At 60.4% G+C, this 23,403-nt stretch carries 22 protein-coding genes and 2 tRNA genes; 15 read left to right on the forward strand and 9 right to left on the reverse strand.

What is annotated here, in order from left to right:
- Nucleotides 1-49: 49 nt before the first annotated feature.
- The 7 genes from BM275_RS04750 to BM275_RS04780 form a co-directional block, all read right to left on the reverse strand.
- The gene (locus tag BM275_RS04750; protein WP_046620591.1) at nt 50-982 is read right to left on the reverse strand and encodes a glycosyltransferase family 2 protein; all 933 of its coding nucleotides are present in this window, start codon (nt 980-982) and stop codon (nt 50-52) included.
- A complete protein-coding gene (locus tag BM275_RS04755; protein WP_090519594.1) occupies nt 951-2,513 on the reverse strand; it encodes a lipopolysaccharide biosynthesis protein in 1,563 nt (520 codons plus the stop codon). The genes BM275_RS04750 and BM275_RS04755 overlap by 32 nt, the downstream gene beginning before the upstream one ends.
- Before the next feature lie 3 nt (nt 2,514-2,516).
- Entirely contained in the window at nt 2,517-3,719 is a 1,203-nt protein-coding gene (locus tag BM275_RS04760) for a DegT/DnrJ/EryC1/StrS family aminotransferase (protein ID WP_090519597.1), read from the reverse strand.
- A 75-nt stretch (nt 3,720-3,794) separates the two neighbouring features.
- Complete coding sequence (locus BM275_RS04765) at nt 3,795-4,568, reverse strand: hypothetical protein (protein WP_036999343.1); 774 nt, start codon at nt 4,566-4,568, stop codon at nt 3,795-3,797.
- An 857-nt stretch (nt 4,569-5,425) separates the two neighbouring features.
- A tRNA-Met gene (locus BM275_RS04770) sits at nt 5,426-5,502 on the reverse strand.
- A gap of 169 nt (nt 5,503-5,671) precedes the next feature.
- A tRNA-Met gene (locus BM275_RS04775) sits at nt 5,672-5,748 on the reverse strand.
- A gap of 65 nt (nt 5,749-5,813) precedes the next feature.
- A complete protein-coding gene (locus tag BM275_RS04780) occupies nt 5,814-5,996 on the reverse strand; it encodes a hypothetical protein (RefSeq protein ID WP_023446364.1) in 183 nt (60 codons plus the stop codon).
- 151 nt (nt 5,997-6,147) lie between these two features.
- Here BM275_RS04780 and BM275_RS04785 point away from each other — a divergent pair, with 151 nt between their 5' ends.
- The 3 genes from BM275_RS04785 to BM275_RS04795 all read left to right on the forward strand — a co-directional run bounded on the left by BM275_RS04785 (nt 6,148) and on the right by BM275_RS04795 (nt 7,851).
- Nucleotides 6,148-6,468: a hypothetical protein gene (locus BM275_RS04785; RefSeq protein ID WP_090519599.1), complete on the forward strand. Its 321-nt coding sequence runs from the start codon at nt 6,148-6,150 to the stop codon at nt 6,466-6,468.
- Between the two features lie 28 nt (nt 6,469-6,496).
- Complete coding sequence (locus BM275_RS04790; RefSeq protein ID WP_090519601.1) at nt 6,497-6,796, forward strand: hypothetical protein; 300 nt, start codon at nt 6,497-6,499, stop codon at nt 6,794-6,796.
- An 80-nt stretch (nt 6,797-6,876) separates the two neighbouring features.
- Nucleotides 6,877-7,851 (forward strand): tRNA dihydrouridine synthase, encoded by a 975-nt coding sequence (locus BM275_RS04795; protein WP_090519603.1) that lies wholly within the window; start codon nt 6,877-6,879, stop codon nt 7,849-7,851.
- Between the two features lie 5 nt (nt 7,852-7,856).
- Here the strand turns inward: BM275_RS04795 and BM275_RS04800 are convergent, their stop codons facing one another.
- Nucleotides 7,857-8,603 carry an SDR family oxidoreductase gene (locus BM275_RS04800; protein WP_090519605.1) on the reverse strand — a complete coding sequence of 249 codons (747 nt, stop codon included), beginning with the start codon at nt 8,601-8,603 and terminating at the stop codon, nt 7,857-7,859.
- 130 nt (nt 8,604-8,733) lie between these two features.
- Here BM275_RS04800 and BM275_RS04805 point away from each other — a divergent pair, with 130 nt between their 5' ends.
- A complete protein-coding gene (locus tag BM275_RS04805; protein WP_272890989.1) occupies nt 8,734-9,180 on the forward strand; it encodes an Hsp20 family protein in 447 nt (148 codons plus the stop codon).
- 57 nt (nt 9,181-9,237) lie between these two features.
- Here the strand turns inward: BM275_RS04805 and BM275_RS04810 are convergent, their stop codons facing one another.
- Nucleotides 9,238-10,113, reverse strand: coding sequence for a LysR family transcriptional regulator (locus BM275_RS04810; RefSeq protein ID WP_090519608.1), 876 nt, complete (start codon nt 10,111-10,113; stop codon nt 9,238-9,240).
- A 153-nt stretch (nt 10,114-10,266) separates the two neighbouring features.
- On the opposite strand from BM275_RS04810, the gene leuC reads away from it, so the two are divergent.
- The 11 genes from leuC (at nt 10,267) to BM275_RS04865 (ending at nt 23,326) form a co-directional block, all read left to right on the forward strand.
- Complete coding sequence (leuC, locus tag BM275_RS04815; protein ID WP_090519610.1) at nt 10,267-11,694, forward strand: 3-isopropylmalate dehydratase large subunit; 1,428 nt, start codon at nt 10,267-10,269, stop codon at nt 11,692-11,694.
- 11 nt (nt 11,695-11,705) lie between these two features.
- A complete protein-coding gene (gene leuD / locus BM275_RS04820; protein WP_003301356.1) occupies nt 11,706-12,353 on the forward strand; it encodes a 3-isopropylmalate dehydratase small subunit in 648 nt (215 codons plus the stop codon).
- 96 nt (nt 12,354-12,449) lie between these two features.
- Nucleotides 12,450-13,532 (forward strand): 3-isopropylmalate dehydrogenase, encoded by a 1,083-nt coding sequence (gene leuB, locus BM275_RS04825; RefSeq protein ID WP_090519612.1) that lies wholly within the window; start codon nt 12,450-12,452, stop codon nt 13,530-13,532.
- A gap of 54 nt (nt 13,533-13,586) precedes the next feature.
- Complete coding sequence (gene asd / locus BM275_RS04830; protein ID WP_090519614.1) at nt 13,587-14,699, forward strand: aspartate-semialdehyde dehydrogenase; 1,113 nt, start codon at nt 13,587-13,589, stop codon at nt 14,697-14,699.
- A 135-nt stretch (nt 14,700-14,834) separates the two neighbouring features.
- A complete protein-coding gene (locus BM275_RS04835; protein ID WP_090519616.1) occupies nt 14,835-15,845 on the forward strand; it encodes an aspartate-semialdehyde dehydrogenase in 1,011 nt (336 codons plus the stop codon).
- 144 nt (nt 15,846-15,989) lie between these two features.
- Nucleotides 15,990-18,740, forward strand: a complete 2,751-nt coding sequence (locus BM275_RS04840; RefSeq protein ID WP_090519618.1) for a motility hub landmark protein FimV — start codon at nt 15,990-15,992, stop codon at nt 18,738-18,740.
- A 2-nt stretch (nt 18,741-18,742) separates the two neighbouring features.
- The gene (gene truA, locus BM275_RS04845; protein ID WP_090519621.1) at nt 18,743-19,603 is read left to right on the forward strand and encodes a tRNA pseudouridine(38-40) synthase TruA; all 861 of its coding nucleotides are present in this window, start codon (nt 18,743-18,745) and stop codon (nt 19,601-19,603) included.
- A gap of 89 nt (nt 19,604-19,692) precedes the next feature.
- Complete coding sequence (locus tag BM275_RS04850) at nt 19,693-20,316, forward strand: phosphoribosylanthranilate isomerase (protein ID WP_090519624.1); 624 nt, start codon at nt 19,693-19,695, stop codon at nt 20,314-20,316.
- A gap of 203 nt (nt 20,317-20,519) precedes the next feature.
- Nucleotides 20,520-21,413, forward strand: coding sequence for an acetyl-CoA carboxylase, carboxyltransferase subunit beta (gene accD / locus BM275_RS04855; protein WP_090519626.1), 894 nt, complete (start codon nt 20,520-20,522; stop codon nt 21,411-21,413).
- Nucleotides 21,410-22,696, forward strand: coding sequence for a bifunctional tetrahydrofolate synthase/dihydrofolate synthase (gene folC / locus BM275_RS04860; protein WP_090519629.1), 1,287 nt, complete (start codon nt 21,410-21,412; stop codon nt 22,694-22,696). The genes accD and folC overlap by 4 nt, the downstream gene beginning before the upstream one ends.
- A complete protein-coding gene (locus BM275_RS04865) occupies nt 22,697-23,326 on the forward strand; it encodes an SPOR domain-containing protein (protein WP_090519632.1) in 630 nt (209 codons plus the stop codon).
- Nucleotides 23,327-23,403: the final 77 nt, after the last annotated feature.

The following is a 23,403-nucleotide window of genomic DNA, read 5'->3' on the forward strand; positions in this document are numbered from 1 at the left end:
GGAATCCTTCCTCATGGTGCGTTTTTGCAAAGAAGCGGGGTCGGGCTGATCAGCTCCTGGCCAGCCGTGGGCTCAACCGGCGCAGCAGGTTGAGGCTGATGTTCTGGGCGATGGTTGAAAGCGCCTGGATCTTGCTGAACGGCGAGATCAGCGACAGGCACTCGCCGAACACCTGGATCAGGAAGTACTCGTAGAGCGCGTTGTTGCCGATGCGGTTGTAGTAGCGCGCCAGGGAGTAGTGGGCATGCATGGCCATCTGGATGCGCTGCCGGCTCGGCTGCATGGAGAAGATGCCACCCTCGTGTACCCGGTAGGCGGCGGGGCTGATGCCTTCCATGAACTTGCCTTTGCCGTAGGCGCCGAGCAGCGACCACCAGCAGATATCCAGCACCTTCACGCCGAGCAATTCCGGTGGCAGTTCCTGAATCAGGTTGCGAAAGCACACGGTCAGCGTCGAGAGCGGGCGGCCCTGCATCAGTTCCAGCGCCGTGGCGTCCTTGCGCAGTTTTCCGGTCAGCTGCGGGCTCTGGATGATGCCCTGGCTGTTGAACATGAACGCATCGTGATAAGTGATCACGTAGTCACGATGCTGCTCGAGAAAGTCCACCTGCTGCTGCAGCTTGGTCGGGTCGGTCCAGTAGTCGTCGCCTTCGCAATAGGCGATGTATTTGCCCCCCGCACGGGCGAACAGCCGCGTGCTGAATGGCACGCCGAGGCTGAACTGATTCTGTGTCTGGTAGATCGGCTTGATGATGCTGGGGTAGCGCGCCGCGTAGTCGGCGATGATCGCGGCGGTGGTGTCAGTCGAGGCGTCGTCGTGGACGATCACCTCGAAAGGGAAATCCGTTTCCTGCTGGAGGAAGCTCTCCAGCGCCTTCCTTATAAAGGATGCGTGGTTGTAGGCCAGGCAGACGACGCTCAGCAGCGGTTCGGTCTTGCCGCCCCAACGTTCAATCAAGGCTTGCTCGCTCTTCAATTCCATTTTTGGATGCTCGCTTGGTGATGAGTAGATGAAGCTTGAGTAGCAGTGATTTCGAGGTCGCCGCGACCAGCAGCAGGCAGATGAACCCGCTTGCAGCCAGCGCCATCAGAATGTCGAAACGGTTGTCGCTGACGATCAGCAGGAACAGCGGCTCGCCCAGCGCCACGCCGATCACGGTCGCGGCGGTAATCCGCAACATGTCTCGTGCCCAGACGCCCTGCAGGCCCGGAGCAAAGCTCCGGTGCACCACCGGTGGCCAGATCACGAAGGTCGCCAAGCGCAGGAAGAACCACGCCAGTGCGGCACCGTAGGCGCCGTGGGCAAGCGCTGTGTAGATCACGATCGGCACGCTGACGGCGGTGGAAACCACGCTGTACCAGATGTGCAGCCGCAGCTGGCCGTAGGCGTACTGCAGGTAGAACTGGAAGGCGCCGACCGCCATCAGCGCGCTGCCCGGCACGTACCAGAACAGCATGCGTTCGCTCCATTGGGCGGCGGCAGCGTCGCCAGTCCAGGCGTAGATCAGCGCCTGACCGTGCCAGGCGATCACCGCAGCGATGGGAAACAGCACGCTGCAGACGAAGCGGGTGGCGTTCAGGTACAGCCGCTCCATCTCGGCGATTCGCCCTTCGGCCACGAGCATGGTCATGCGCGGCAACAGCGTCTGCACCAAGGGGTTGGTCAGAGTCATGATGCCGGTGGTGATCAGCGCCACCAGCGAGAAGTAGCCGTACTCCTTGAGCAGCAGCACCTTGGAAAGCAGCACTTTGTCCAGCTGGGTCAGCACGATCCACAGCAGCGAGGTGAAAAACATGCCGCCGGCGAAAGGCAGCACCGGCTTGACCACGCCCCAGTCGATGCCGGTGAGCAAACGTGGGCTGGCCAGTTGTACATAAGCCTTGCTGGCGAAAGCGAGCGTTTCCACCAGGGCGACGGCCGTTTGAAATAGGAAGAAGTCCAGCGGGTCTTGCGAGACGTAGGCGACCAGGAACAGGCCGCCGAAGTAACGCAGGGTAGCGATCAGTACATTCGTTGCGTTCAGCCAGCCATGCAATTCGACGCCCTGCAGACCGCTTTTGTACAGCGTCGCGTAGAGCCTCAGCCCGACCATCAGGCCCATCAGGCTGATGCACTGCATGATGGTGCCGGTACTCAATTCGCGGGCCTGCAGCCAGGTTTCGGCGATCCAGCCGCTGCTCAGGTAGATCGCCACGCAGGTTGCCAGCGTAATCGGCAGCAACAGCAGCTCGAACGAGCGCAGCAGTCGTCCCGCTGGGCCGGGCGCAGCGGACAGGTCGCCCTGCCCGCGGTAGTGCGCTACCTGTCGCACCAATGCAGGCGACATCCCGGCATCGAGCAGCTGCAACCAGGCCTGGAGCACCGCGAAGAAGCCAATCAGGCCGTAGGCTTCGGCGCCGAGGTGCTTCAGGTAGAACGGCAGGATCAGAATGCCGATCAGCAGGGCGTACGCCTGGCCGAGGTAGTTCAGGCTGGTATTGCGGATCACCGATAACCGCTTGGGATCTGACATGGGTTATTGCTGGCCTCCGGATGTCAGGGGCATGCGCGGGTAGTCGGCGCCCGGCAGGCGCTCCGTGGCGCTGAACAGCCCGAACGCTTCGGCAAGGGGCTGGAACAGCGTGCGGCTCGATTGCTCGCTGTGGATTGCCTCCTGGATCAACGTCTGCATGACCTTCTCCTGCACCTTGCGCGGCAGCCCGGGATAGATCGGCAGGCACAGGACCTTGCGACTCAACGCTCGCGAGCGTGGTTGTGGTACCTGCGGCTGCAGATGGTCGAGCGTGTCCAGCGAGGGGTAGAAGTAGCGGCGGGGGTTGATGCCGTTCTCGTTCAGTTGCGAGCGGCAGCGCAGCAGCTGGCTTTCATCGGCAAGGGCAACGGGGAAATAGCTGTAGTTGCACTGGGATTCGGGCTGCGGTCGTTGCAGCTCGAAATGCTCGCCGAGGCGCCGCTCGTAACGATGGCCGATCTCCGCCCGGCATTCGAAAATCAGCTCGATGTCGTCGAGCACGCACATGCCCATCGCGGCGGAGAACTCGTTGAGCTTGGCGTTGATGCCGATGCCTTCGATCTGGTCGGTATCGACGATGCCGAAGTTGCAGAGCAGACGGATGCGGTCGGCCAGTGCGTCGTCGTTGGTGACGATGGCGCCACCCTCGATGGTGTGGAACAGCTTGGTCGCATGGAAGCTCAGCGTGCTGATATCGCCCCAGTCGTAGACCGACCGCCCCTTGTGACGAACGCCGAACGCATGGGCGCCGTCGTAGACGACCCTCAGATTGTTCTTGCGCGCGATCTGCTCGATGCGTTCGACGTCGCAAGGATTGCCGAATACATGCGTCGCGACGATGGCGGAGGTGTCGGGCTGGATATTCCGCTCGATCTGTTCCGGGTCCAGATTCCAGGTCGCCGGATCGATGTCGGCGAAGATCGGCTTGATGCCTTCCCATTGCAGCGAGCTGGTGGTGGCGACAAAGCTGAAGGGGGTGGTGATGGCGCTGCCGGTCAATCCCAGCGCTCGATAGGCAATCTGCAGCGCGATGGTTCCGTTGTTGGTGAGGATGATGTTCCTCACCCCGAGGTAGTCCTTCAGCCGTTGCTCGAGCGCAGTCACTAACGGTCCGTTGTTGGTGAGCCAGCCGGTGTTGTAGATCCTGTCGATGTAAGCCTTGAACTTGTTTTTGCTGCCCATGTACGACTTGGTCACGTTGATCATGGTGATTTCCTTATCGAAGCTCAGCCGCCCCCGAATGGCATTCGGGGGTTATCGCTGGGTGCTACAGATGCGCGCTCAGACAGGTTGATGCGCGCCGATTGCGCTGGCCCGCCGTGCCCTGCGTTGGTTGTGCCTGAGGATCATTCGAGTCATCAGGCTGCCGGCGTGGGGATCGCCGTAGTGGAAGATCGCGGTAGCGCGCAGCTGCGCCGGATCACAAGGCTCGTTGGCATGCAGGGATCGATAACCCCAGAACAGGTAGAGATTGCCGGGTACCAGCTGCAGGCGCTGTGGCTTTAGCAGCCCGAGGCCTATCGCGCGGCTAATCAGTTTGCGGCTCAACTTGTTCTGCAGCAGTGCTTTCTCCACCACGTTGACCAGCACGTACTTGCGAAGCTTGCGCAGGTTGGGAAACACCAGCAGGTCGCCGCGCTGGTCGCCGTCCTGCGGGATTTCCACCGGCAGCAGTGCCGTAACCAGCGAAGCGTCGTAGTGGAAGCAGTTCGACTCCTTGCGCCCTGTCTGCCCCTGCACGCATCGCATCACCAGGTAGATGCGCTTGCTTGGCGCCGCCTTGCCCGCGCCGAGCTGGTACACGTCGTCCAGCAGCGACTGGAACTCCGGCGCGCTGCTCAACGTGGCAAGTAACGAGCCCGCTACCTGTTCACCGTCATGATGAGCAAAATATTCACCATGATGCTGTCGAGCCTGCTCGTGAACCTGCTCGCGCAGTTGAGTTAGTTGCAGATTGTTCAAGTAGCCGGGTATGCAGGCGTAGCCATTCTGATTGATATCCCGCGCAATCAATGCCTTGTCCTGATCTTCCGTTCCATAAAAGATTGTTGACACGGTAGTTCTCCCTGCACAAAGGCGAGGCGAAACGGTTTGTCGAACCGCAGCTACTGCGCGCCGCTGCTGGTCGGCGTTCTGAGTGGAAATAAAGAATTACGGCGTAATGCCTGGGCAGTAGGTTTAGCCTGTGGCAAAAGTTAATACCGATCTAGAATATTTTTTATTAGACAAAGCTACCGCCATCGACTTGTTTATATGTCGAGTTGAATAACTTATACGTAATTCCCCGTCATCTGCGATCGGTAGCGTCCGCGTGCGGCTTTGAAAGAATCGGGCATGGCTACCGCACTCCGGGCACTCTGCGAGCCCCGATTCTCTCAATGCTTGTGGCGAACGAGCCTGCATCGCTTTACTAAAAGCGATACTAATCAGGCAGGGGGTTTAACTCTCGCGCCGCAAAACTTGACCTGTCCAGTTGGTCTTAAACTGCTCCGTATTGCTCCCTGTTGCGACTAGATATCCGTCATAACGTGAACCAAGTCAAGCTAGGGAGCCAAAAAAAAGTTGCGGATGGAGGTCGCGAGGTGTTTAGGAGAGCCAAGTTATTGAGTTCAAAAGAGTTTTTTTTTGACGCAGGCTGGCCTAGGGCTATCATCAATGGTTATAGCGGATGCGGTAATTAGCTCTAAGCTGAATAAACCATCTGCTCCTTTGCTGGCCATAAATGACGTATGCATAAACAAAGGGAATATTATTCCGACTATGCTGAGCAACTATTCCGATAAAGAGTTAATTCTGCGGGCCAGTTGTTACAAGTCGCGGCTTACTGGCCGAAGAGGGGGCGCTTGTCTGTACGTGACAGAAAAGATGCGCAAACGAAAAAGGCCACTCGTCTGAGTGGCCTTTTCGTGATTTGGTTGCGGGAGCCGGATTTGAACCGACGACCTTCGGGTTATGAGCCCGACGAGCTACCAGACTGCTCCATCCCGCGTCTGTGGGGCGCATTGTACAGCCCGATTACCCGTTGTCAATCAAAAGGAAGGAAAAAAGCGTATTTTATTCAAAAGGTTAGCGATTCATGCAAGGTCTGGTGCCAACACGAGCGTCTCAGAGTTATGCGCGCACAAAAAAAGGCCACTCATCTGAGTGGCCTTTTAAATTGGTTGCGGGAGCCGGATTTGAACCGACGACCTTCGGGTTATGAGCCCGACGAGCTACCAGACTGCTCCATCCCGCGACGCGCATTCTACAGCTTTAAACGCGGCTGTCACGGGTTTATTTGAAATCAGATGGAAATACCGGTCAGGCGTGCCATGAGGGCAGGGTGCCGGGAGCTGTTGGCTGGTGTGGCAGACACTGTTTGATTGCCGGGCGAGCCTGCGGCAGGTGATGGCGACGAGCGATTCTCATCATGCCCCAGAGCATGGAGAGCGCTACCGACAGCCAACCCAGGATCATCATCAGGAGTATCAGCGCAGGTTCCATCTGGAGCTTCCTCTTTGAATCCAATATTCGTCCTTGTGGTTGTGACCCCGCGCGCTGAAAGCGGTTCCGGCATGCCATCGGTCGCTCGCCTGCGCACTCCTTGGAATCGCCGCTGCCTAAGTATCAAGTGGATGAGGCGGAGGTGTCGGACATGCGTATTCAGCTTGGTGTGCTGGTTGCAGCGCTTGCTTCAACAGTCAGCGCGCAGGATCTGGAATTACCGCTCGCTGATATCCCGTTGGCTCAGAACACGGGCGCGGCGGATCGCGGCGCCGCCGGCAATGGCTCGATGGGCATTGGCGGCGGTATCGACTACCTGGAGGATGACCAGGGCCAGTCTGAGGCAAGTGACGCATCCTCCAAGAAGCCAGCGGCGGAGCAGTACGACGACACGGCCGAACCCGGCCATGGTGGCAATGAGACCGACATGGAGCACCGTCGCCGTCCCAAATTGGAAAGACGTAGTGATTAACGCAGTCGTTCATCGATAGGAGGTAGCCATGAATCGGGCACTCACAGCGGTAACAGTATTGCTTCTGGCGGGTTCTGCGGGGGCGTACGCCGGTTCGGCGGAGAACGCCGATGACGCCCGTCGTCCGGGAGCTGCAAACGAAAGCTCAGTTGAATCGAGCGAGCGTTCCGACCAGCACAGCGAAAAGTCGGAAGGCCATGACGGTCGGGACCACAAGGCGCAGCAGGGCAGTGACCTGGGCACCATGGGAACGGGTAATACCGGAACCACAGGCGGCATGGGTGCTACCACGGGAACCGACACCATTGGCGGGACCATCGAGGAATAGCCCGCTACCGGCCACGCAACATTCATAAAGCGGTCGGGCATCCGTACAATGCCCAACCTTTCAACATCTATTGGCCTGGTATGCAGATCGCTTTGGCGCCCATGGAGGGGCTGGTCGACGAAATCCTTCGTGACGTTCTGACTCGGATGGGTGGGGTCGACTGGTGCGTCACCGAGTTCATCCGAGTCTCTGATCGTCTGCTGCCGCAAAGCAGCTTTCGCAAACTTGCACCCGAATTGCAGACTGGCGCCATTACTCGCGCCGGAACCGCTGTGCGCGTTCAATTACTGGGCTCCGATCCTGCCTGTCTGGCTGATAACGCTGCCTATGCCTGCTCACTGGGTGCGCCTGCTATCGATCTGAATTTCGGCTGCCCGGCCAAGACGGTAAACAAATCGCGCGGTGGGGCCATCCTGCTCAGGGAGCCTGATTTGCTGCACGCCATCCTCTGTGAGGTACGGCGAACTGTGCCGGCGCACATCCCGGTCACCGCCAAGATGCGCCTGGGTTTCGACAGCCCGGACGGTGCACTCGATTGCGCTCGGGCGCTGGTGGACGGCGGGGCAGAGCAGTTGGTGGTGCATGCGCGAACGAAGGTCGAAGGCTACAAGCCGCCGGCGCATTGGGAATGGGTGGCTCGCGTGCAGGAAGTCGTCGTGGTGCCGGTATACGCCAACGGCGATATCTGGTCGCTAGAAGACTGGCGTCGCTGTCGAGAGGTCAGCGGCGCGGAGAATATCATGTTGGGCCGCGGCCTGGTTTCGCGGCCAGACCTGGCACGGCAGATCGCGGCCGCTGAACAGGGGCAACGCATCGCCGAGATGAGCTGGGCAGAGTTTCAACCCACGCTGGTGGACTTCTGGCAGCAGGCGCGGGGCAAGATCGCACCACGCTATGCGCCCGGCAGACTGAAGCAGTGGCTGGCCTTGCTTACGCGCAACTACCCCGAGGCGGTGGCGCTGTTCGCCGCACTGCGCCGGGAGAATGATTGCGCGCGGATCGACGCGATGCTCGGCGTCGATACCGTCGGAATTCCGGTGGCGGCGCTGGGTTAGGCCGATCAGCGTCCGCCGCTGACGTCCAGCAACGCGCCGGTGGTATAGCTGGCGTGCTCACTGGCGAGCCAGAGTATGGCTTCGGCAACTTCCTCGGCTTTCCCGCCGCGCCCCATGGGCACGCTTGCCTTGACCCGCTCGATGCGATCCGGCTCGCCGCCGCTGGCGTGAATCTCGGTATGGATCACACCGGGTCGTACCGCATTCACCCGAATGCCTTCGCCGGCCACTTCCCTAGCCAGCCCGACCGTCATGCTGTCGATGGCGCCCTTGGCCGCGGCATAGTCGATGTACTCCCCAGGCGCACCAAGCTGCGCGGCGATCGAGGACAGATTGATGATCGAACCTCCCTGGCCGCCACGCTGAGTGGACATGCGCTTGATCGCCTCGCGCGCGCATAGAAAGCTGCCGATGACATTGGCACCGAGCACGCGCGTCCAGCGGGCGGCGTCCATCTGCTCCAGGCGCATCTGCTGTTCGAGCATGCCGGCGTTGTTGACCAGCACATCGAGGCGGCCGAACTCGCGATCGATCATGTCGAACATCTGCAGTACCTGGCTCTCGTCGGCGACATCGGCCTTGACGGTCATTGCCGATACGCCCGCAGCGCGGACCTGTTCGAGCACCTGTTTCACCGCGTCTTCGCGTTGGTGAAAGTTGAGGCACAGTGCGTAGCCCTGGTAGGCCGCCAGCCGGGCGGTGGCGGCGCCGATACCGCGGCTGGCACCTGTGATCAGCATGACTCTGGACATGGCAGTACCTCTCGCCGGCAGGCTCATTTTCTGTGCCTTGAAATCTGCAGAACGGTTCCTATCTAGAGATCAGCGGGATGCCGAAGGCGGGTCCCGCCTGTTTCAACTCGCTGATTTCAGGAGGTTTATCATGAGTTCGTTCCCCATGGCCCCTCTGTTCCGGCAATCCGTGGGCTTTGATCGTTTCAATGACTTGTTCGAGTCCGCCCTGCGTAACGACACCGGCAGCTCGTATCCACCCTATAACATCGAGAAACACGGTGACGACCAGTATCGAATCGTGGTCGCAGCCGCCGGCTTCGAGGAGTCCGACCTCGATCTGCAGGTCGAGCGCAGCGTGCTGACCATTAGCGGCGGGCGGCGCGAAAGCGAGACCGAGAATGTCACCTATCTGCATCAGGGAATCGCTCAGCGGGCGTTCAAGTTGTCGTTCCGGCTAGCCGACCACATCGAGGTGAAAGGTGCTGCGCTGAACAGTGGCCTGCTCAACATCGACCTGGTGCGCGTGGTGCCGGAAGAGGCCAAGCCCAAGCGCATCCCGATCAATGCCGATCAGCGGCCCGCGCTGGAGGGTTGATCTGCAAAGAAGAGAAGGGCGCCATAGGGCGCCCTTTCTCGTAGTTGTCTCGTCTGGTCAGTCACCGCGTTCAGCATCCAGCAGTGTCATGAACGCCCTGGCCGCATTGGACAGGGTGCGCTCCCGGTGCAAGATGTAGCCGAGTTGCCGGGTCAGCTGAATGCCTGGCAGAGGCAGGCTGACTACCTGTTCGTCGAGCATGCTGCGCGGTAACACGCTCCAGGCAATCCCGATGGAGACCATCATCTTGATGGTCTCCATATAGTTGGTGCTCATGGTGATATTGGGCGTCAGGCCCTCACGCTCGAACAGTCGCTGGGCGATGTGGTGAGTGAAGGTGTTGCCGCCGGGAAAGACGGCAGGATGGCCGGCAACGTCGGCCAGACGAATATCCGCCTTGCCCGCCAGCGGGTGCTCGGGCGCGACAACGAAATCCAGCGGGTCGTCCCATACCTTCATTGCCCGGACCGGCTCGGCAGTCTGCGGCGCCAGGGTGATGACCGCCAGTTCGGCGCGGCCATGCAGCACTTCGTCGTAGGCGACTTCCGAGTCGAGAAAACGAATATCCAGGCTGACCTGCGGATAAGCGCGGGTGAACGCGCGTAGCAAGGGCGGCAGGCGATGCAGGCCGATGTGATGGCTGGTCGCCAGGCTCAGCCGGCCGCCAATGTCGCCGTTGAGGTTGGTCAAGGCGCGGCGGGTGTCGTCCAGTACATTCAAAATCTGATAGGCCCGCGGCAGCAGGGCTCTTCCTGCCTCGGTCAGGCCAATCTCGCGGCCGAGCCGGTCGAACAGGCGCACGTCCAGCTGCGATTCCAATGCGGCGATGCGTTTGCTGACTGCAGGCTGGGTCAGATGCAGGCGCTCCGCGGCCAAGGAAAAGCTGCCCGTTTCCGCGATGGCGATAAAGGCATTGAGGTTGGCCAGGTCCATGAACGATCTCTATCCGGTGATGATTCGGATTCCTGTAGGGAATGCTTGGGATGAAAAATATGAATTTGAGTAATTGAATGCAAGTCCCTAGCATCGTCCCCATAAGCGCAAGGGCTATTCGCCCCGCATAGAAAGCAGATGAGGAAAAGTCCGATGGCCTGCAAGACGCTCTACGACAAGCTCTGGGAAATGCACGAGGTGAAACGTCGCGACGATGGTTCGTCGCTGATCTACATCGACCGCCACATCCTGCATGAAGTGACTTCGCCACAAGCGTTCGAAGGTCTGCGTCTGGCCAATCGCAAGCCATGGCGTATCGACGCCAATATCGCCACGCCGGACCACAACGTGCCGACCACCAAGGGCGAGCGTCAGGGCGGCCTGGAAGCCATCGCCGACGAGGTCTCGCGCATCCAGGTGCAGACGCTGGACGAGAACTGCGATGACTTCGGCATCCTCGAATTCAAGATGAACGACGTGCGTCAGGGCATCGTCCACGTCATCGGCCCGGAGCAGGGCGCGACACTGCCCGGCATGACCGTGGTTTGCGGTGATTCGCATACCTCCACCCACGGCGCCTTCGGCGCGCTGGCCCACGGCATCGGCACCTCCGAGGTCGAGCATGTGCTCGCCACCCAGTGCCTGGTCGCCAAGAAGATGAAGAACATGCAGGTGCGCGTCGAAGGCAAGTTGCCGTTCGGCGTCACCGCGAAGGACATCGTGCTGGCGGTGATCGGCAAGATCGGCACCGCTGGCGGTAACGGCCATGCCCTGGAATTCGCCGGCAGCGCGATTCGCGATCTGTCCATGGAAGGGCGCATGACCATCTGCAACATGTCCATCGAAGCCGGTGCCCGCGTAGGCATGGTGGCGGTGGATGAAAAGACCATCGCCTACGTCGAAGGGCGTCCGTTCGCGCCGAAGGGCGACGACTGGGACAAGGCGGTCGAGCTGTGGAAAGGCCTGGTCTCCGATGTCGACGCGGTGTTCGACACCGTCGTCGAGCTCAAGGCCGAGGACATCAAGCCGCAGGTCAGCTGGGGCACTTCGCCGGAAATGGTGCTGGCTGTCGATCAGAGCGTGCCGGACCCCGCCGCCGAAGCCGACCCGGTCAAGCGCGATTCCATCGTTCGTGCGCTGAAGTACATGGGCCTGGCGGCCAACCAGCCGATCACCGATATCAAGCTGGATCGCGTGTTCATTGGTTCCTGCACCAACTCGCGGATCGAGGACCTGCGTGCCGCGGCTGAGGTCGCCAAAGGGCGCAAGGTGGCGGCGAACGTCAAGCAGGCCATGGTGGTGCCGGGCTCCGGCCTGGTGAAGCAGCAGGCCGAGGCTGAAGGGTTGGACAAGATCTTCGTCGAGGCTGGCTTCGAGTGGCGCGAACCGGGCTGCTCCATGTGCCTGGCGATGAACCCGGACAAGCTGGGCAGCGGCGAGCATTGCGCCTCGACTTCCAACCGCAACTTCGAGGGGCGTCAGGGCGCTGGTGGCCGCACACACCTGGTCAGCCCGGCCATGGCGGCCGCTGCGGCGGTAACCGGCCATTTCATCGATGTACGCGAACTGGTCCAGGCCTGAGGAGATAACGGATGAAAGCCTTTACCCAACACACCGGCCTGGTCTGTCCGCTGGATCGTGCCAACGTCGATACCGATCAGATCATTCCGAAGCAGTTTCTCAAGTCCATCAAGCGCACCGGCTTTGGCCCTAATCTGTTCGATGAGTGGCGCTACCTGGACGTCGGTCAGCCGAATCAGGATTGCTCGCAGCGTCCGGTGAACAAGGACTTCGTGCTGAACTTCCCGCGCTACCAGGGCGCCAGCGTGCTGCTGGCGCGTGAGAACTTCGGCTGCGGCTCCTCCCGCGAGCACGCGCCGTGGGCCCTGGAGGAGTACGGTTTCCGTACGATCATCGCGCCGAGCTTTGCCGACATTTTCTACAACAACAGCTTCAAGAACGGCCTGCTGCCGATCGTGCTGAAGGAAGAGGAAGTCGATGAGCTGTTCGCACAGGCCGAAGCCAACGAAGGCTACCAGCTGACCGTGGACCTCGCTGCGCAGGTCGTGACACGCCCGGACGGCAAGCAGTACGACTTTGAAGTCGATGCCTTCCGCAAGCACTGCCTGCTCAACGGCCTCGACGATATCGGCCTGACGCTGCAAGACGCGGACGCGATCAAGGCGTTCGAGACCCGTCACCAGCAGAGCCAGCCATGGCTGTTCGGCGCCATCAAGTGAGATAAGGGCAGGGTGGATGATGCGTCATCCATCCACTTGCAGGGTTTCGGTGGATGAACACAACGGCGTCCACCCAAGTGAAAATCGAGGAATGTGATGAGTAAACAGATTCTGGTTCTGCCCGGTGATGGTATCGGTCCGGAGATCATGGCCGAGGCGGTCAAGGTTCTGCAGCTGGCCAATGACAAGTTCCAGCTGGACTTCGAGCTGAGCTATGACGAGTTGGGTGGCGCAGCGGTCGACAAATATGGCGTGCCGCTGGCCGACGAAACCCTTGCGCGTGCACGTGCTGCCGATGCCATTCTGCTTGGCGCGGTGGGAGGCCCGAAGTGGGACAAGATCGATCCAGCCATTCGTCCCGAGCGCGGTCTGCTGAAGATTCGCGCCGAGCTGGGGCTGTTCGGTAACCTGCGTCCGGCACTGCTCTACCCGCAACTGGCCGATGCGTCGTCGCTGAAGCCTGAGATCGTGGCCGGTCTGGATATCCTCATCGTTCGCGAGTTGACCGGCGGCATCTATTTCGGCAAGCCGCGCGAAAACAAGGTGCTGGAGAACGGTGAGCGCATGGCGTACGACACGCTGCCGTACAGTGAAAGCGAAATCCGTCGCATCGCCAAGGTCGGCTTCGACATGGCGATGGTGCGCAACAAGAAGCTCTGTTCGGTGGACAAGGCCAACGTGCTGGCGTCCAGTCAGCTGTGGCGTGCTGTGGTCGAGGAAGTGGCCAAGGACTATCCCGAGATCGAGCTGAGCCACATGTACGTCGACAATGCGGCAATGCAGCTGGTGCGCGCACCGAAGCAGTTCGACGTGATCGTCACCGACAACATGTTTGGCGACATCCTCTCCGACGAGGCATCGATGCTGACCGGCTCCATTGGCATGCTGCCGTCCGCCTCGCTGGATGCGGGCAACAAGGGCATGTACGAGCCATGCCACGGTTCAGCGCCAGATATCGCTGGCCAGGGCATCGCCAATCCGTTGGCGACCATCCTGTCCGTTTCGATGATGCTGCGTTACAGCTTCAATCAGGTAGCGGCAGCCGATGCCATCGAGCAGGCGGTGAGTGATGTGCTCGATCAGGGCCTGCGTACCGGTGATATCTGGTCGGAAGGCTGTACCAAGGTCGGTACTCAGGCGATGGGCGATGCAGTAGTCGCGGCCCTCGCGAAGTTGTAATCTTCTGGCCCGCCTTAATCTGCGCGGGCCACTTTTTCTATAGGTGTAGTTGCGATGAAACGTGTAGGTCTGATCGGTTGGCGCGGTATGGTCGGTTCCGTGCTCATGCAGCGGATGCTGGAAGAGCGGGATTTCGACCTGATCGAGCCTGTGTTCTTCACCACTTCCAATGTCGGCGGCCAGGGCCCCGATATTGGCAAGGAAACCGCTGCGCTGAAGGACGCCTACAGCATCGACGAGCTGAAAGGCCTCGACGTGATCCTGACCTGCCAGGGTGGCGACTACACCAATGAAGTCTTCCCGAAGCTGCGTGAAGCCGGCTGGCAGGGCTACTGGATCGACGCAGCGTCCTCGCTGCGTATGCAGGACGATGCGGTGATCGTGCTCGATCCGGTGAACCGTCGCGTGATCGACCAGCAACTGGATGCCGGCACCAAGAACTACATCGGCGGCAACTGCACCGTCAGCCTGGCGCTGATGGGCCTTGGCGGTCTGTTCGAAGCCGGTCTGGTCGAGTGGATGAGCGCGATGACCTATCAGGCAGCCTCCGGCGCCGGCGCGCAGAACATGCGCGAACTGATCAAGCAGATGGGTGCAATCAATGCGGCCGTGGCCGATGACCTGGCCAATCCCGCCAGCGCGATCCTGGATATCGACCGTAAGGTGGCTGAAACCCAGCGCAACGAAGCATTCCCGGTCGACAATTTCGGCGTGCCGCTGGCCGGCAGCCTGATTCCTTACATCGACAAGGAGTTGCCGAATGGACAGAGCCGCGAAGAGTGGAAGGCGCAGGCTGAGACCAACAAGATCCTTGGTCGATTCAAGAGTCCGATCCCGGTTGACGGCATCTGCGTGCGCGTGGGTGCCATGCGCTGCCACAGCCAGGCGCTGACCATCAAGCTGAACAAGGATGTGCCGATCTCCGATATCGAAGGGCTGATCAGCCAGCACAATCCCTGGGTCAAGCTGGTGCCGAATCATCGTGATGCCAGCATGCAGGAGCTGAGTCCGGCCGCAGTCACCGGAACGCTAAGCGTGCCGGTCGGCCGTCTGCGCAAGCTCAACATGGGGTCGCACTACCTGGGCGCGTTCACCGTGGGCGACCAGCTGCTGTGGGGCGCCGCGGAGCCGCTGCGGCGCATGTTGCGTATCCTGCTGGAGCGTTGATGCGCTCTCGATGAAGTGCCAGACGCCGCGACTTGTTCGCGGCGTTTTCGTTTATGCGATGTGCCGCTCGGCGGCGCTGGTTGCAGTGGTCTGCCATTTCGCTACAGTGCCGGTCCTTAGTGCGTGGAGGTGACGATGGCCACAGGTGTCGGTGTTGCGGTCGTAGGTGCGGTCAGCCTGGTAGGCGAAGCGCTTGTCGAGGTGCTCGAGGAGCGTGCGTTTCCCGTTTCAGAGTTGCATCTGTTGGACGACAGCGAGGGTGCCGGGCACACGGTGCCGTTCAAGGGAAGGAATTTGCGTGTTGGCGAGGCGGATCGCTTCGACTTCAATCGGGCGCAGCTGGTGTTTCTGGTCGGTGCTTCGGAATTGGTGAGCGAGTGTCACGTCAAGGCAGTAGCGGCAGGCTGCCGAATCGTCGATCTGTCAGGCACGATTCCCGTCAAGCAGCAGCTGTGCGTGGTGCCAGAGGTTAACGGTGTGCTGCTCGATTCGTTGCCCGAGCGGCACGCCGTTGCCAGTCCACTGCCTGAAGCGGTCGTCCTGGCCATTGCATTGAAGCCGATCCGGCAACAGCTGGATTTGCATCGCGTGACTGTTACGGCCTGTCTGCCAGTGTCCAGCCGTGGCTCGGCAGGTGTGAAGGAGCTTGCCCGGCAGACATCTGAATTGCTCAATGCGCGACCTTTGGAGCCCCGAATATTCGGCCGGCAGATGGCTTTCAATATGCTCGCACAAGCCGAGGCGGTCGACGCGCAAGGATATGGAGCGCAGGAACGGCGTCTGGTTGAAGAGCTTCGTCAGCTCCTGGATATGCCTGAACTCGCCGTCTCTGTTACGTTCGTTCAAGCTCCGGTGTTCTTCGGAGAGAGCCTCATCGTCTCGTTGCAGGGTGGCGTCGAGGCCGATATGCCAGCGCTGTCTGCGGCTCTCGACGCGGCGCAAGGGGTTGAGCTGGTGGAGTCGGACGACTATCCGACAGCGGTTGGTGACGCAGTCGGGCAGGAAGCGATCTATGTTGGAAGACTTCGCAGAGGCATCTGTGATCCATGGGAAGTCAATTTGTGGATTGTGTCTGATAACGTGCGAAAAGGCGCGGCACTAAACGCTGTGCAGTCTGGTGAGTTGTTGATAAAAGACTATCTGTAAAAGATACTTACTGGTAATTCGAAGAATATTTCTAGCCGATGCGCTGAACGGCTTATCGCTGATGGGGAGCCACCGCCAGGTGGCGCGGGCAGTGACATAAGACCCTCTCGTAGTTCGAGAAAAAGATAAACAAGGGATTAAATAATGGTTCGGGTTCGCAATCTGGTGCTGGCAATCGCGGCTGCTACCGCGCTGACTACAGAAATGGCCCACGCGCTTGGGTTGGGAGAGGTCACGCTTCAGTCGTCATTGAATCAACCGCTGATCGCGGAAATCGAGCTGCTGGATGCAAACAGCCTGGCGCCCGGGGAGGTGATCCCGGTATTGGCCTCGCTCGAAGAATTCAATCGCGCCGGTATTGATCGCCAGTACTTTCTGACGGACCTGAAATTCACTCCAGTACTGCGTCCGAACGGAAAGAGCGTCATTCAGGTTTCGTCCAGCAAGCCGGTACGCGAACCCTATCTCAATTTTCTCGTAGAGGTGCTCTGGCCCAGTGGGCGCCTGCTCCGTGAGTACACCCTGCTGCTCGATCCGCCACTCTATTCGCCGGAAACCGCAGCGGCCGCAGCACCGCAGTTGCCCATTTCCGCTCCGTCTCGGGCCGTAGAGCCCGTGCGTACTGCTCCAGCTCGTCCGTCTACAACGCGCTCGACCCCAGTTCAGCCAGTAAGTGCCCCGCAGAGCGGTGGTAGCGAATACAAGACTTCCGCGCGCGATACTCTCTGGGAGATCGCGGAGCGCAATCGTCGCAATGGAACGGTTCATCAGGCGATGCTGGCGATTCAGGACCTCAATCCTGATGCTTTCATCGGCGGCAATATCAACCGGATGAAGAGCGGGCAGGTACTTCGTCTGCCGGATGCCGAGCAGATATCGACTCGCTCTCAGGCCGAAGCGATCGCTCAGGTCGCGGAGCAGAACGCGGCATGGCGTCAGGGTAGTGGTGGCGCGGTTGCAGGCGCTCGCCAGCTGGACGCGACCCGTCGTACTGAAGCTGGAGCAGCACCGTCGCGTAGCGAGTCTCGTGACAGCCTCCGCCTGGTGGCGGCTGATGCAGGCAAGGAAACTGCCGGCTCCGACACCGGGTCCGCCGAAGGCGGCCAGGCCTTGCGTGACAAGCTGGCGGTAACCCAGGAGAGTCTGGACTCCAGCCGTCGTGAGAACGACGACCTCAAGGATCGTCTGAATGATCTCCAGGGGCAGCTGGAAAAGCTGCAACGGCTTATGCAGCTCAAGGATGACCAGCTTGCCAAGCTGCAGGCCCAGGTCGGTGCCGAAGGCCAGGCCCCGGCGCTGGACGCCAACGCCAGCCAGCCTGCTGCCGCAAAAACAGAGCCCCAGGCAGCTGAAGGTAGCACGCAAGAGCCGGCCCGCGTTGACGGTGACACCCAGGCTGATTCTGCTGTTGATACCCGGCAGGAACCTGCTCCAGTCGTAGCTCCGGCACCGGCCGAGCAGTCTGCGGCGTCCAAGCCTGCTGCAAAGCCAGCCAGTCCAGCGAAACCGGTCGCACCTGTTGTTGAGCCTGAGCCCAAGAGTCTGATTGACGATCTGCTGTCCAACACTTTGCTGCTCGGTGTCGTCGGCGGTAGTGCCCTGTTGCTGTTACTGCTGGGTCTGATGGCTCTTTCGCGCCGCAATGCGATGAAAGAAGCGGAGCTGCACGAAAGTCTGATGGCGGATGACACGGTCGACGATCTGCGAGTGGAATCGCCAGCGTACGTTGATTTGGGACAGGAGCATCAACTTGAACCGACTTCCTTCCATGCCGACGCTCCGGCTGCGTCGGATGAGCTGACTTCCACTACAGGTGATGCATTGGCCGAGGCGGACATCTACATCGCTTACGGCCGCTTCAATCAGGCTGCAGAACTGCTACAAAACGCCCTTAATGACGAGCCTCAGCGGAGCGATCTGCGGCTGAAGCTGATGGAAGTGTATGCGGAGCTTGGCAATCGCGATGGCTTCGCCCGTGAAGAAGCTGAGCTACGTGAAATCGGCGGCGCTACCACCGAAGTCGAGCAGCTGAAGTACAAGTATCCCGCCATGGCCGCGGCGATCGGCGGCTCGGCAGCTGTCGCCGCCACTCATATGGACATGGACAGCCTCGACCTTGATGATCTGCAGTTCGACGAGCCGACCGCGCCGGCGGCAGGGCAAGATCTGGACGATGCATTCGACCTCAGCCTGGATGACCTGGACATCGATCTGAACGAGGAGCGTCCGGCTGCACCTGCGCACGACTCTTTGGATTTCGACGACCTGACGCTGGATGAGCCGGTTACCGAGCGTGAGGCCTCGCCTGCAGCCAGCGATTTCTCCTTCGATCTCGCAGAAGATAAGTCTGCGCAAGAGGCCGAGCAGGACGATCTTTCCGATTTCTCGTTCGATCTGGACAGCGACAAAGGAACGGAGCAAGCCCCCACAGAGTTTTCGCTCAATCTCGACGAGGTGCCGGTTGAAGGTCCTGCCGCGTTTGAAAGTGATGATCTCGATTTCGAACTGTCGGAGTCTGTAGCGAATCCGAGCGACGATTTGCCCGAAGGGTTCGATATTTCGCTGGATGAGCCCGAGTTTGAGGCGCAACCGGAAACCTTTGCCGACAAGCTGAACGAGGTGGAGGCTGATCTGGATGATCTGTCCAAGGAACTGGAGGGGCCGGCCACTGCTCCTGCTGACAACTTGGCTACGACTGACGCCGACGGCGGTGGGGAGGACGACTTCGATTTCTTCTCCGACACCGACGAAACTACCACCAAGCTGGATCTCGCCAGAGCCTATATCGACATGGGCGACGCTGAAGGTGCACGCGACATCCTGGATGAAGTGATTTCCGAGGGTAGCGATGTCCAGCAGCAAGAGGCGCGAGAGATGCTCGCCAAACTAGCCTGATCATGACCCAAGCAGTACCCCAAGCGGCAGCCGAAATGGCTGCCGTCGGCGTTTCCAGGATCGCGCTTGGCGTCGAATACAAGGGATCGCGCTATCGCGGATTTCAGCGTCAGCGCGCCGGTGTGCCATCCATTCAGGAATCACTCGAAACCGCGTTGACCAAAGTGGCGGGTGGTCACTCCGTCACGCTGAGCTGTGCAGGTCGCACAGACGCGTTGGTCCATGCCAGCGGGCAGGTCGTGCACTTCGACACGCCGGTCTCGCGAACCATGCACGCATGGGTGATGGGCGCGAACATGAACCTGCCATCCGACATCAGCGTCACCTGGGCGAAGGAGATGCCGCGTCATTTCGATGCGCGCTTCAGCGCGATGGCTCGCCGTTATCGCTATGTGATCTACAACGATCAGATACGGCCGGCGCACATGGCCGAAGAGGTTACCTGGAACCATCGCCCACTCGATATCGAGCGTATGCGTGCCGCTGCGACGGCGTTCGTGGGAACACATGATTTCAGTGCCTTCCGGGCCAGGCAGTGTCAGGCCAAGTCGCCGATCAAAACCATTCATCACCTGGAGCTGCTGGAGCACGGCCGGCTGATCGTCATAGATGTTCGGGCCAATGCCTTTCTGCATCATATGGTTCGCAACTTCGCTGGCGTTCTGATGACCATTGGTGCGGGTGAGCGGCCAGTGGAATGGGCTGCGCAAGTGCTGGAGTCTCGTGTGCGCCGAACGGGCGGAGTGACAGCGCACCCGTACGGGCTCTATCTCATCGAAGTCGATTATCCCGAAGAGTTCGAGCTGCCGAAGCGCTATCTCGGTCCGCACTTCCTGTCGGGTTTGCCGGATGTTCGTCGCTAATGAATTAGGCAGGAGCCGTTTTGCCTATTCGCTTGCAGGTGGCAGGTCTTTTGTTACCATCCGGTTTCCTTTTTGGCAGGTAGCATCCGTTGTCAGTCGTTCGCAGCAAAATATGCGGGATCACTCGCGTCGACGACGCCTTGACAGCAGCCAAGGCGGGCGCCGATGCCATCGGCCTGGTTTTCTATGCCAAGAGTCCGCGTGCCGTCGATGTGCGGCAGGCACGTGAGATCGTCGCGGCATTGCCACCGTTTGTCACGACGGTAGGTCTGTTCGTCAACGCCAGCCGCTGCGAGATCAACGAGATACTCGACGCCGTTCCGTTGGACATGCTGCAGTTTCACGGCGATGAAACACCGGCGCAGTGCGAGGGGTTTCATCGGCCGTGGTTCAAGGCGCTACGGGTAGGGAACGGCGAGGATATCGAGGCTGAGGTCGCGCGTTATGCAAATGCCAGCGGCATCCTTTTGGATACTTTCGTCGCGGGCGTGCCGGGTGGGACGGGCGAACGCTTCGATTGGTCGCTGATCCCAGCAGCGCTGGCCAAGCCGCTGATTCTGGCAGGTGGGCTGACCGCCGAGAACGTTCAGCAAGCCATTGCCCAGGTTCGTCCGTATGCAGTGGATGTCAGCGGCGGGGTGGAGGCGAGCAAGGGCGTCAAGGATGCTTCCAAGGTGATGGCCTTTGTCGGTCGGGTTCGAGCGGCTATGTGACGCCTGGGCAGCCTTTGCCGTCCAGTAACGAGTCGCTGGTGAGACCAGTAGCGTGATTCCTTGCCTGAAGGAGTCGGAGTTTCGCGGCTGCGCCGATAGGCGCATCGCTCACGCGACCAAGAGCGCCTGATACGCGTGGTCGCAACAATGAATCTGCCTGCAGCGCGAGTGCGCTCGGGACTGAAGCTTTGGAGAACAAGAGCATGAGCAACTGGCTGGTAGACAAACTGATCCCTTCGATCATGCGGTCGGAGACGCAAAAGAGCTCGGTCCCCGAAGGCCTTTGGCACAAGTGCCCCTCTTGCGAGGCGGTTCTATACCGCCCTGAGCTGGAAAAGACGCTCGATGTTTGCCCCAAGTGCCAGCATCACATGCGCATCGATGCCCGTAGCCGGCTCGATATCTTCCTCGATGCCGAGGGCCGCGAAGAGATCGCTGCCGAGCTGGAGCCGGTCGACCGCCTGAAGTTCCGTGATAGCAAGAAGTACAAGGATCGCCTCTCTGCAGCACAGAAGCAGACCGGCGAGAAAGATGCGCTGATCGCAATGAGCGGAAAGGTCGTCAACATCCCGGTCGTGGCTTGTGCATTCGAATTCTCGTTCATGGGTGGCTCCATGGGAGCAATCGTTGGCGAGCGTTTCGTGCGGGCCGCCAATGTTGCTCTTGAAAAGCGTTGCCCGCTGGTGTGCTTCTCCGCGTCAGGCGGTGCCCGGATGCAGGAGGCTCTGATCTCCCTGATGCAGATGGCAAAGACTTCCGCCGTGCTGGCCCGCATGCGTGAAGAGGGCCTGCCGTTTATCTCCGTACTGACCGATCCGGTCTACGGTGGTGTGTCTGCGAGTCTGGCGATGCTTGGTGATGTGATCGTCGCCGAGCCCAAGGCATTGATCGGCTTCGCCGGCCCGCGAGTGATCGAGCAGACCGTACGAGAAAAACTGCCGGAAGGCTTCCAGCGCAGCGAGTTCCTGCTGGACCATGGTGCTGTCGATCTGATCATTCATCGCTCCGAACTGCGTACTCGCTTGTCGCGCTTGCTGGCCCAGATGCAGAAATTGCCAAGCCCGGTGGAACCCGCCCAGGTCACGGCTACTGCATGACCGGTCGGAGTCTGGCCGACTGGCTCGCCTATCTCGAGCAGCTGCATCCCACTGCCATAGACATGGGCCTGGACAGGGTCCGAGCGGTGGTGGGGCGGCTCGGCCTGACACGGCCGGCTCCGCTGGTGATTACCGTCACGGGTACGAATGGCAAAGGCTCTACCTGCGCGTTCATCGCTGCTCTGTTGAGCAGTCAGGGGTACAAGGTCGGTAGCTACAGCTCGCCGCATCTTCTGCGTTACAACGAGCGCGTTCAGTTCGACGGGCACCAGGCCAGCGATGACCAGCTTTGCCAGGCTTTTTCCGCGGTGGAGGCGGCGCGAGGCAAGGTTTCGCTGACCTATTTCGAAATGGGCACACTTGCAGCCTTCTGGCTGTTCGAGCAGAGCGGGCTCGACGCCGTGGTACTGGAAGTCGGTCTTGGTGGCCGTCTCGATGCCGTCAACGTCATTGACGCGGATCTGGCGGTGATCACCAATATCGGACTCGATCATGCTGATTGGCTGGGTGATACCCGCGACAGCGTTGCGTATGAAAAGGCCGGGATCATGCGCGACGGAGTCCCCGCGCTTTGTGGCGATCTGGATGTTCCGGGGCCATTGCTTGAGCACGCGGAGTCCCTGAAATCACCGCTGTTTCTGCGCGGAAGAGATTTCGACCTGGCGCTTGATCCCCACTCCTGGCATTGGCGGGGCGTCGGGCCTGGCGGCGAGCCGTTGGAGCTGCATGACCTGCCGCTGCTGTCATTGCCGATGGAGAACGCTGCACTTGCCCTGCAAGCCTATGCCACGCTTGCCTTGCCATGGGAGCCGGCGGCGTTGTCCGCGGCGCTTCAGCGGACACGCGTTGTAGGGCGCCTCGATAGTCGGCAGATCAGCTGGCGCGGCCGCGAGATCTCGCTGCTGCTGGACGTTGGACATAATCCTCATGCTGCAAGCTACCTCGCGCAACGCCTTGAGCAGCGGCCAGTAGATGGTCGTCGCTTGGCTGTTTTTGGTCTGCTGGCGGATAAGGATCTCAACGGTGTGCTCGAAGCGATGTCCTCCTGCATCGCTGATTGGGCCGTCGCTCCACTGCTTACGCCGCGAACGCAATCAGCTACACAATTGGCTGCAGCGCTGCTTGAGCGGGGCGCGTCGGTCAGTCAGTATGCGAGCTTCGAGCAGGCGCTCGATGCTCAATGCGCGAAGGCCAAAGCCGATGATGAAGTAGTGGTTTTCGGATCGTTCTACTGCGTGGCGGCGGCGCTTGACTGGCTGGAACAACGGGCGGGGGAGAGTTGAATGGCGATGCTGGATAAGAGATTGCTGCAGCGTATGGTTGGCGCTCTGGTGTTGATTGCTCTGGCGGTCATATTCGTGCCCATGCTGTTCAATCGTGAGGACGATCTGCGCCACGTCACCGTCGATGCGCCCACCATCCCTGCTGCACCGGCACCGGCTGAAATCGAGATGCAGGAGGTCGAAGTGCCAGAGCCAGCGTCGGAGCCCGAAGGATTCGAGGTCATCGAGGAAGGTGCCGAGGCAGAAGCGGCATCACCCGTCGGTGAGCAGGCTTCGGAGCCGATCGAGCCGATCGAGCCGGTCGCTCCGAGCGAGCCTGCGCCAGCTGCGCAGCCGCCGGTGGAACAACCGCAGGCGGCGAAAGTCGAGCCACGGCTCGATAACGACAACCTGCCGGTCAGCTGGTCGATCCAACTCGCCAGCCTGTCCAATCGCGCCAGCGCCGAAAGCCTGCAGCAGACCTTGCGTTCGCAGGGCTACAACGCCTACATCCGCACTGCGGATGGTATGAATCGCGTCTTCGTCGGACCGCTGGTGGAGCGCAGCGAAGCGAATCGGCTTCGCGATGTGTTGCAGCGCCAGCAGAAACTCGATGGCTTCGTCGTTCGTTTCAAGCCGGAAGGAAGCTGAATCGTTGAAGCGCTGGCCGGGGTACTGACGACAGGCCCCGGCTGCGGAGTTGCCGCCGGGTAGTCAGCGCGTATTCC

This window comes from Stutzerimonas kunmingensis (assembly GCF_900114065.1).
GTDB classification, from domain to species: domain Bacteria; phylum Pseudomonadota; class Gammaproteobacteria; order Pseudomonadales; family Pseudomonadaceae; genus Stutzerimonas; species Stutzerimonas kunmingensis.